1 protein-coding gene and 1 pseudogene are annotated in these 783 nt (G+C 32.1%); both read right to left on the bottom strand.

From position 1 onward, the window contains the following. Positions 1–26: 26 nt before the first annotated feature. Positions 27–368, bottom strand: a complete 342-nt coding sequence (locus HMPREF2606_RS01195) for a hypothetical protein (RefSeq protein ID WP_210399743.1) — start codon at positions 366–368, stop codon at positions 27–29. Positions 369–407: 39 nt separating this feature from the next. Beyond that, positions 408–783 (bottom strand): annotated as a pseudogene (locus HMPREF2606_RS01190) (hypothetical protein); the annotation flags it as partial.

Here is a 783-nt window from a genome sequence, read left to right as displayed (position 1 = left end):
ACTCATCTCCTTCTTGATAAAAATTATTACTTGCTAAGGTTTTTTGTTGGATTTCTCTTATCAGCAAGATCTAGTCTATAAACAGTATCAGAAATACCATGCTCGATTTCATGGGCATAATCAGAAGCCGTAAGATAATCTTTTCCAAATACCATCTCACGGTATTCAATGTCTTCTTTTAATTTTCTCGTTGTATAAGTGGCTGGAACATGATGATCGCCACGAATACTTGATAGCCCCCATTTATTGATAAAAATATGAGTCTTTTGCATAATAACATTATCCCGCATGATGCTATCAATCTCCTTTTTAGGCATGCACATGCGAATAAAATGCTGCCGAATTTGTGCATTTTGAACTGTTGCCATAATAATTCTCCTATTAATTGTTTGAGTAAATTTTTAATTTTAATTGGTGATAAAATAATTTTTTTTATATAAATAATTTTTTTTATATTGAATATAAGATATTTCCTTGCTACATCTCATATTTTCTTGGTTATCATGCATAAAGTATAGAGATACACTATCATGAATAGACAATCTTGCATGAAAATTCTTAATATGACCGTTGTTGTCAATAGCCTCTAATGATTTTTCTAAGTTGTCAATATCCTTTAATGATTTTCCAAAACTTACAGCAGAATCAGAACAAAATATCGGTCTAAACATTGGATGCCAACCAATGCTTGGCAGGGGCAAATCCTCGGGATAACGGTTGTCAGGAAACAACGAACGGTAATGCTTTAAATAATCAGGCGTTGCTTCGATTTCTAAAAAAGTA

This window comes from Neisseria sp. HMSC070H10, assembly GCF_001837635.1.
GTDB lineage: Bacteria > Pseudomonadota > Gammaproteobacteria > Burkholderiales > Neisseriaceae > Neisseria > Neisseria subflava_A.
This window is presented reverse-complemented; position numbering and strand designations above follow the sequence as displayed.

Coding starts and splice junctions, on each gene's coding strand:
- HMPREF2606_RS01195 (WP_210399743.1), bottom strand. CDS start 368: ATGGCAACAGTTCAAAATGCACAAATTCGGCAGCATTTTATTCGCATG.